At 39.1% G+C, this 8,660-nt stretch carries 10 protein-coding genes and 1 pseudogene; 7 read left to right on the top strand and 4 right to left on the bottom strand.

Translation table 11 applies throughout. From position 1 onward, the window contains the following. The 3 genes from HMPREF2794_RS10485 to HMPREF2794_RS10495 all read left to right on the top strand — a co-directional run. The coding region (locus tag HMPREF2794_RS10485) for a hypothetical protein (protein ID WP_246839598.1) at window positions 1-887 on the top strand (887 nt) is incomplete at its 5' end. A 197-nt stretch (window positions 888-1,084) separates the two neighbouring features. After that, the gene (locus HMPREF2794_RS10490) at window positions 1,085-1,990 is read left to right on the top strand and encodes a hypothetical protein (protein WP_070751484.1); all 906 of its coding nucleotides are present in this window, start codon (window positions 1,085-1,087) and stop codon (window positions 1,988-1,990) included. A gap of 74 nt (window positions 1,991-2,064) precedes the next feature. Next, entirely contained in the window at window positions 2,065-2,739 is a 675-nt protein-coding gene (locus HMPREF2794_RS10495) for a DUF5131 family protein (RefSeq protein ID WP_083312055.1), read from the top strand. 99 nt (window positions 2,740-2,838) lie between these two features. Here the strand turns inward: HMPREF2794_RS10495 and HMPREF2794_RS10500 are convergent, their stop codons facing one another. From HMPREF2794_RS10500 to HMPREF2794_RS10505, 3 genes and pseudogenes are all read right to left on the bottom strand, one after another. Further along, on the bottom strand, window positions 2,839-3,210 hold the full coding sequence (locus tag HMPREF2794_RS10500; protein ID WP_070751486.1) for a DMT family protein: 372 nt from the start codon (window positions 3,208-3,210) through the stop codon (window positions 2,839-2,841). A gap of 78 nt (window positions 3,211-3,288) precedes the next feature. Next, window positions 3,289-3,438: pseudogene (locus HMPREF2794_RS28445) on the bottom strand (DMT family protein); the annotation flags it as partial. A 24-nt stretch (window positions 3,439-3,462) separates the two neighbouring features. Then, a complete protein-coding gene (locus HMPREF2794_RS10505) occupies window positions 3,463-4,209 on the bottom strand; it encodes a PP-loop family protein (protein ID WP_029425389.1) in 747 nt (248 codons plus the stop codon). Window positions 4,210-4,348: 139 nt separating this feature from the next. Here HMPREF2794_RS10505 and HMPREF2794_RS10510 point away from each other — a divergent pair, with 139 nt between their 5' ends. The 4 genes from HMPREF2794_RS10510 to HMPREF2794_RS10525 all read left to right on the top strand — a co-directional run bounded on the left by HMPREF2794_RS10510 (window position 4,349) and on the right by HMPREF2794_RS10525 (window position 8,319). Then, complete coding sequence (locus HMPREF2794_RS10510; RefSeq protein ID WP_055271386.1) at window positions 4,349-5,776, top strand: tetratricopeptide repeat protein; 1,428 nt, start codon at window positions 4,349-4,351, stop codon at window positions 5,774-5,776. Window positions 5,777-5,785: 9 nt separating this feature from the next. Continuing rightward, complete coding sequence (locus HMPREF2794_RS10515; protein WP_010537120.1) at window positions 5,786-6,256, top strand: NfeD family protein; 471 nt, start codon at window positions 5,786-5,788, stop codon at window positions 6,254-6,256. A gap of 22 nt (window positions 6,257-6,278) precedes the next feature. After that, entirely contained in the window at window positions 6,279-7,280 is a 1,002-nt protein-coding gene (gene floA / locus HMPREF2794_RS10520) for a flotillin-like protein FloA (RefSeq protein WP_070751487.1), read from the top strand. Window positions 7,281-7,440: 160 nt separating this feature from the next. Continuing rightward, window positions 7,441-8,319 carry a nucleoside phosphorylase gene (locus HMPREF2794_RS10525; RefSeq protein WP_010537118.1) on the top strand — a complete coding sequence of 293 codons (879 nt, stop codon included), beginning with the start codon at window positions 7,441-7,443 and terminating at the stop codon, window positions 8,317-8,319. Between the two features lie 105 nt (window positions 8,320-8,424). Here the strand turns inward: HMPREF2794_RS10525 and HMPREF2794_RS10530 are convergent, their stop codons facing one another. Continuing rightward, window positions 8,425-8,628, bottom strand: coding sequence for a DNA/RNA helicase domain-containing protein (locus HMPREF2794_RS10530; RefSeq protein WP_256375837.1), 204 nt, complete (start codon window positions 8,626-8,628; stop codon window positions 8,425-8,427). Between the last annotated feature and the right edge of the window lie 32 nt (window positions 8,629-8,660).

Consider the following 8,660-nt stretch of genomic DNA (forward strand, 5'->3'; position numbering starts at 1 on the left):
AACAGCATTTGAAGAAATTCATTTGCTGTTTTTTTATTATCATTGCAAACAAAAACACTATGAAACCAGTAGATAAGTTCTCAATCCAGTATAGCGAGTTGCTAGAGTATATATATCCAGTGACACAAGAATATTTCCCTGATTTTGATTATGATGAAGAAACAGGACAGGCATATATGTTGCCGTCACAAACGCCAGACACTTTTAAAGGAAGATACAACAGAGGGATATTGAAAGGTAGATTTTCCATTGATGCTTACTTGCAGAATCGTGAATTGCAGGATTTACTTACTACATTAGATTTAGATGCTGAAAAGTTTTGGTATCTATTGCTTTTCTGTTATGATTGCAGTTGGGGTAAATGTATGGAAGGTATAGAAATAAAAGAATCCCCTAAAGAACAGATAGAAAAATTTGTTAATGCTATCAGTGAGGATTATAAAAGAGATACTCCGTTTGGTGCAGTCTTTAAAAGCCCAATTTGTATTACCTTGAAAATAGGTAGGAAGAATATCGTGATAGATAATAAGACGGCTATTGCTAGTATAGCGAAGTTTTGTGCAGACGGATTGGAAACAGTAAATTCAGACCAAATGAATACTGGTAGCGTTGATTTGAGTAATCCACATACTGAATCATTCTCCGTATTCGCTTATTATTTCTCACAAATGATTATCACTGCCTTGAATTATCAAGAACAGGTAAAAGAAAAGAGAAAGAAGGGAGCTAATATGTCTGACAAGGAAAAGACGCTGATTTCTCATCTACTATACTTCACTGGCATCGTGAGCAACGAAAGTGTGTTGGTTGATAATGACTACTTGAAGTCTTTGTTGAAACAATATAAAGACAAGGACATAAGGAGTTTGAACGCATTTTATCATTGATTGAAACTTATTTTATTGTTTATTTCTGCTTTCTTATTCTTTAAATACTTCATTCTACAACTTGTGAAGTGGGGGAATAAGAAAGCAGTGTTTTTTTATTCCCGTTAGCTTTTCAAGAAAAGGGCAATCTTTGTAGTATAAAAATAATCGGTGAGCCAGATACCAAAATAAGTCCGCAGGGCAGCGGTAAGATTTATATGAAGAAAAACGAAGTAACAACATTAACCTCGTTAGTAAATGAAGGAAAAAAGATTGCACGTTTAAGCGGTAATCGTGATTTGAATGAAAAGATTGTGAAGGCTAAAATGGAAACACTTGAAGAGTGCGGACAGTTAATTCCTGCCATAGTGGTAGATGCTACTGATGTTATAAATCAAGGGCTGGAAGTTGTTGATTTTACTACAGGTAATATTATAAGAGAAGAAGAAGCTGTGGATTATTTGGTGTTGGTGGAAGGTAATCATCGCTATGAAGCGCACCTTAGACTTATAGCGAGTAATGAAGAACGGGATGAGCAAAAACGTTATAAGAGAGAATTTAAGTTATTGTATGCTTTGAATACGGAACTACCAATAGCTAAGATGTTATCAGAAATCAATATTGCTACTAATCCGTGGAAGGGCAGCGACTATGTGAAAGGAGCAAAAATAAACAATCAGCAAAAAAAACTACCTTTGTTGGATGCTATGAATAATTTAGTAAATAAAGGTTATTCTTTAACTTCAGCGTCGAAGTGGCTGACCTTCACCTCGAAAATTAATAAAAAAGTCATGGATTGTGCCATAGACGGTAACATTGTTGATGAGTTGAAAAATACCAATGGCTTGGAAAGAGGGTTAAGACTTTTGCAAGCGGCAGAAGGTATTTTTAAAGAAACGACAATACAGGCACGAACAGTAATCGACTGGATAATATCCAAGTATGAAAAAACTAGTGATAATCTCAAACCTGAATTTACAAACAAAATGGTGCGTTTTCTGAAAAATATTAGTAAAGAAGATGCTGATTATATTGAAAAAGCCAAGGGAACTAGAGGAGGTGATACGAAAGAAAATATTATAAATAATAAATTGAGTGGATTATGGGAAGAATTTGAAAAATAATCCGTAGAGACAAAAAGCCAGTAGGTGCTTCCTGCTGGCTTTCCAACAAGAATAATAACTAATAAAAATATATCATGATTAAGGAGAGTAAAGGCAATATGTATGAATTTGTGACACACACATGGAATCCTATTAAGGGTAAATGTTCTCATGGCTGTACCTATTGCTATATGAAAAAAATGTGTTCTCGTTTGAATACCCCCAGATTGGATGCGGCAGAATTAACCTGCTATCTTGAGTGCTTGAACTTTATTTTTGTAGGAAGTAGTATTGATATGTGGGCAGAAGATATACCTAGCCATTGGATTCAAATGGTTTTGGATTATTGTGATAGGTCTGCCAATAAATACTTGTTTCAAAGCAAAAATCCTTCCAGAATATTAGATTTTATAGCTCATCCTGTATTTCATCATTCAGTGGTTTGTACGACCATAGAAACCAATAGGTTTTATCCAGAAATAATGCGTAACTCACCAGAGATAGAAGAAAGGGTAAGAGCAATGGAGAAAATTGCAAATTTGGGTATAGATACCTATGTTACGGCAGAACCTTTGATGCAGTTTGATTTGGATAAAATGGTGGAGTACATAAAACGATGTAAACCTCTACAAGTAAATATAGGACGGAATACGAACAGAAAAGTACAGTTGCCAGAGCCAACAGCAAACGAAGCGAAAGTACTTGTAACAGAACTGGAAAAGTTTACAAAGGTGGAGATAAAGAAAAATGCAGGAATATGGTTTAAGTGAAATGAACATATAGCCTAGAACTGAAAAAATAACTACCTAATAAAGTGCATATTTTATAGCCGATTATCAGAAATGGTAATCGGCTTTTTTATTCTCTAATTATTTCAAAAAAACAAAGTACACCGCCAATACTAAACATATAAACGCAGCAAAATGATTCCAATGTAAAGTTTCCCCTTTAAAAAGAACCGTAGTAAATATTGTAAATATTATAAGAGTAATTACTTCTTGAATAACTTTCAATTGCATTAAAGAAAATGGACCACCATTATCAATGAAACCAATTCTATTTGCAGGAATTTGAAATAGGTACTCAAAGAAAGCTATCGACCAACTGAATGCAACTACCCCAATTAGAGGTAAAGATGCAAACCAACCGTATTCCTGTTTCATTTTAAGATGTCCATACCATGCAAAAGTCATAAAGACATTAGACACGATGAGCAATAATATTGTATAAACAGCTTTCATATATATTTTTTATTTACATAAGTATATTGAAATTTTATTTTTTCTCATGGGTATTTTTGACTATTTATATTCAAAGAAAGCAATTGCCCAACTAAAGGTAATCACACCTATCAGTGGAAGAGCTGCAAACCAAGAATACTCCTGCTTCATCTTTAGATGACCATACCAGGCGAAGGTCATAAAGACATTGGATACAATGAGTAATAAAATTGTATAGAAACCTTTCATCTTATTATATTAATTGGGTAATTATCATTCTATTTTATCCGGTAATAATTCTTCTTGCACATTTGTCATGCTCCCCCATAAGCTGTAGCGAGCTTCCGGATTCATCGCTTCCAACTGCCGCAGAATACCTTTCATATCGCTTCGGCTGGACTGTGATTCATATGGACAGTTCTTCACTTGCTTCCGATAGTCATGCAACATAGCCAACTCAACCAAATCAGCCTCATGCACCATACACATCGGTCGGATAATTGTCATATCAAATTTCTTCATAACCAACCGGGGAGGCATTGTACTGAAAGCTCCCTGATAAGTAATGTTCATCAACAATGTTTCCAGAATATCATCCATATGATGTCCTAAGGCAATCTTATTGCACCCTCGCTCCTTGGCAACCGTAAACAAAGCTTTCCGTCGATTCCAGGAACAAAGAAAACAGGGAGACTTACGTGTATCCGTAGCAGGATCAAAAGAGGTTTCGTACTGTACGAAAGGCACTCCAAAAGATTCACAATATGTCTTCAGATATTCGATATCACTCTGATAAGGAATATTCTTCATCACCACATGGACAGCTATCACGGAAAAACGAGGTTTGTAAATACGCGCTCGCTTGCCCAACAACTCGACAAGTGCCAACGAATCTTTCCCTCCTGACAGTCCGATAAGGATTTTGTCCCCTTCTTCTATCAATCCATACTGCACCACTCCTTTATTGAATCGCCGTTCAATACGGCGGATCGTCTTCTCTTCTTCCGTAAATTGTGTCATATCTTCAAAAATCGGCTGCAAAAGTAAGCGAAAAGAATGATTTAAAGAAGAATTAACATAATAGAATCTCTGAAAAAGGGTTTATTTCTAATAAATTTGTACTTTTGAACAATTGATGCATGGATTATTGAATAAAACAATGAAAAGAAAATATATTCTATTTTTAATTTGCAGCTTCTTCCTTGGCGGAGCATCTGCACAAACATTGGAACAGGCACGCGCCTTATTCACAAAAGGCGACTATGAACAAGCCAAACCTGTATTTCAGAAATATGCCAAATCTCAACCGTCCAATGGCAACTACAGCTATTGGTATGGTGTCTGCTGCCTGAAAACCGGCGAGCCGGAAGAGGCAGTCAAGTATCTTGAGACTGCCGTAAAAAGACGGGTAGCCGGTGGACAACTGTATCTGGGACAAGCCTACAACGATACGTACCGCTTCGAAGATGCAGTCAACTGTTTCGAGGAATATATTGCCGACCTCACTAAACGCAAAAGATCGACAGAAGAGGCCGAAGCTCTGCTGGAGAAAAGCAAAGCCGATCTGCGTATGCTCAAAGGAGTAGAGGATGTTTGTATCATCGACAGCTTTGTGGTAGACAAGGCAAACTTCCTGAGTGCGTACAAAATCAGCGAAGAGTCGGGCAAGTTGTTCATGTTTAATGAGTTTTTCCAGACTGAAGGAGATCATCCGGGAACAGTTTATGAAACAGAAATCGGAAATAAAATCTATTATAGTGAAAAGGGAGAAAGAGGAAATCTGGACATTTTCTCCAAAAACAAATTGCTGAATGAATGGAGCAACGGACGTCCGTTACCCGGTAGCATCAACGAGTCCGGAAATGCCAACTACCCGTTTGTACTGTCGGACGGTGTTACCATCTATTATGCAACTGATGGTGAAGGATTAGGAGGGTACGACATCTTTGTCACTCGCTATAACACAAATACAGATTCGTATTTAACACCGGAAAATGTAGGAATGCCATTCAATTCTCCTTACAACGATTACATGTACGTCATCGACGAATACAATAATCTAGGTTGGTTTGCCTCCGATCGTTTCCAACCCGAAGAAAAAGTCTGCATCTATGTATTCATTCCCAATTCATCCAAACAGACTTATAACTATGAAGCGATGGACCCGCAGCAAATGATCCGTCTGGCACAGATTCATTCGCTAAAAGAAACATGGAAAGATGAAAATACAGTTGCAGAAGCATTGCAGCGTCTGAAAGAAGCAATCAATCATAAACCGCAGGAACGCCGTGTAGTTGACTTCGAATTTGTCATTGATGACAACACAACTTATTACCTCCTGAGTGACTTCCAATCTCCTAAAGCCAAACAACTTTTCCAAAGTTACCGGCAACTGGAAAAAGATTATCTGCAACAGGAAGATAAGCTGGATGGCCTCCGTCAACAGTACGCAACTGCCAACCAACAAGGAAAAGAAAAACTGGCTCCCGCTATACTCGATCTGGAAAAAAGGATTCTGCAAATGAATGTAGAGCTGGATGCTCTCGGAGTGAGTGTGCGCAATGCTGAAAAAACAAAATCAAAATAATACAGAGTTATGGACATACTAATTATCGCCGTTCTCATTATTGCTGCAGTGATACTATTTTTAGTGGAACTGTTTGTCATACCCGGAATCAGCCTCGCCGGTATTTCGGCATTGGCTTGCATCCTCTATGCTAACTACTATGCATTTGCCAATATGGGCATGGCGGGAGGATTCGTTACTCTGGGAATATCAGCTCTTGCCTGCATCGGGTCACTGATCTGGTTCATGCGTTCGAAAATGCTGGATAAGCTGGCTTTGAAAAAAGATATCGATTCGAAGGTAGACCGGAGTGCGGAAGAAAGTGTAAAGGTAGGCGATAAAGGTATCAGCACTACCCGTCTGGCCCAAATCGGTTATGCTGAGATCAACGGTAATATCGTGGAAGTAAGATCCATCGATGGTTTCCTTAATGAGAAAACACCGATTATCGTAAGCCGCATTACCGATGGCACCATTCTGGTTGAGAAACACAAAATATAATATTCACTTAATATAATTATCAATGGAAACATCTTTGTACTTACCTATCGTTCTGATTGTTGGAGGTATTATTTTCCTAATACTATTTTTCCATTATGTGCCGTTCTTCCTTTGGTTGTCGGCTAAAGTATCAGGCGTTAACATCTCGTTGATTCAACTCTTCCTGATGCGTATCCGTAATGTTCCGCCGTATATCATTGTCCCGGGCATAATTGAAGCTCACAAAGCCGGACTGAAAAACATCACCCGCGATGAACTGGAAGCCCACTACCTTGCCGGAGGACATGTAGAAAAAGTTGTTCATGCGCTAGTATCCGCATCGAAAGCGAACATCGAACTGTCTTTCCAGATGGCAACTGCCATTGACCTTGCCGGACGTGATGTGTTTGAAGCTGTTCAGATGTCTGTAAACCCGAAAGTGATTGATACTCCTCCTGTTACTGCGGTAGCCAAAGATGGTATCCAGCTGATAGCAAAAGCTCGTGTAACGGTACGTGCCAGCATCAAGCAGCTGGTCGGTGGTGCCGGAGAAGATACAATTCTCGCCCGTGTAGGTGAAGGTATCGTTTCTTCCATCGGTTCTTCCGAAAACCATAAGTCTGTACTCGAGAATCCGGATTCTATCTCTAAACTTGTACTTCGTAAGGGATTGGATGCAGGGACCGCTTTTGAAATTCTGTCTATTGATATCGCGGATATCGATATAGGTAAAAACATTGGTGCAGCTTTGCAGATTGACCAGGCTAATGCAGACAAAAACATCGCACAGGCTAAAGCAGAAGAACGTCGTGCAATGGCTGTCGCTTCCGAACAAGAAATGAAAGCTAAGGCACAGGAAGCACGTGCCAAAGTAATCGAAGCGGAAGCGGAAGTACCTAAGGCAATGGCAGAAGCCTTCCGTAACGGCAATCTGGGTATAATGGATTATTACCGTATGAAAAATATCGAAGCCGACACTTCAATGCGCGAAAACATTGCCAAACCAACGGCTGGTGGTGCCACCAACCAGCCGTTGAGTAAATAGTCTACCAAACGCCGGAACCCGATTCCTATTCAGTTCATCAGCGTATCTTCTCTTTGACAAACTTGCAAAAGAAAAGAAAGATACCTCTTCCGAACTAAAATCCGGTTCCGGCGTTTCTATTTATATACGACTTATTGTAAAACTAAAACCGTTCAATAACATGAAAAAGTACTTTCCATCCTCTGAACTGATTATCAACGAAGACGGCTCGGTATTCCATCTTCACGTAAAGCCTGAATGGCTGGCAGATAAAGTGATCCTTGTAGGAGATCCCGGACGTGTAGCACTCGTAGCTTCTCACTTTGAAAACAAAGAATGCGAAGTGGAAAGCCGCGAATTCAAAACAATCACGGGTACATATAAAGGTAAACGAATCACAGTGGTTTCTACCGGAATTGGTTGCGATAATATCGACATCGTTATGAACGAACTGGATGCGCTTGCCAACATCGACTTCGAGACACGGGAAGAAAAAGAAAAGTTCCGCCAACTGGAGTTAGTACGTATCGGTACATGTGGCGGATTGCAGCCAAATACTCCGGTAGGCACCTTCGTCTGCTCACAGAAATCTATCGGTTTCGACGGATTATTGAATTTCTATGCCGGACGTAATGCGGTATGCGATCTTCCTTTCGAACGTGCTTTCCTTAATCACATGGGCTGGTCGGGAAATATGTGTGCCCCTGCGCCTTATGTTATCGATGCCAGTGAAGAACTGATTGACCGGATCGCTAAAAAAGATATGGTACGCGGTGTAACTATCGCTGCAGGAGGCTTCTTTGGACCACAAGGACGTGAACTCCGCATTCCATTAGCAGACCCGAAACAAAATGATAAGATTGAAGCATTTGAATATAAAGGCTTTAAGATTACCAACTTCGAAATGGAGAGTTCGGCACTTGCAGGACTTAGCCGACTGATGGGACATAAGGCGATGACCGTCTGTATGGTGATAGCCAACCGACTAATCAAAGAGGCTAATACCGGATATAAGAATACGATCGATACACTGATTCAGACTGTGCTCGATAGGATATAGGATAATATCAATTACAATGTAAGACCTTCACTAAAACCATTAATGATCCTTTAGTGAAGGTCTTTTTATTGATTCATATATAAAGTTTCAAATAAGAGGAATATTTTAGCCTTTGGTGCGATGAGGAACAAAGGTAAAGAATCTTAGAAAGTAATCTCTCAAAGATTCATTGCACACATAGATATAAGTTCCGTACATACCTCTTTCCAAAAGAGTAGCATAAATATTCTTTATATAATTACGCAATATTTTTTCATCCACCTTTTCTTTGCCTTTGGCATCTTGATACATATCCTTAGATACAGTAATAACCCGTTGGCGGAATTAAATAAATAACCGTA

Origin of the sequence: Bacteroides sp. HMSC067B03, from assembly GCF_001811315.1 — a bacterium.
GTDB classification, from domain to species: domain Bacteria; phylum Bacteroidota; class Bacteroidia; order Bacteroidales; family Bacteroidaceae; genus Bacteroides; species Bacteroides faecis.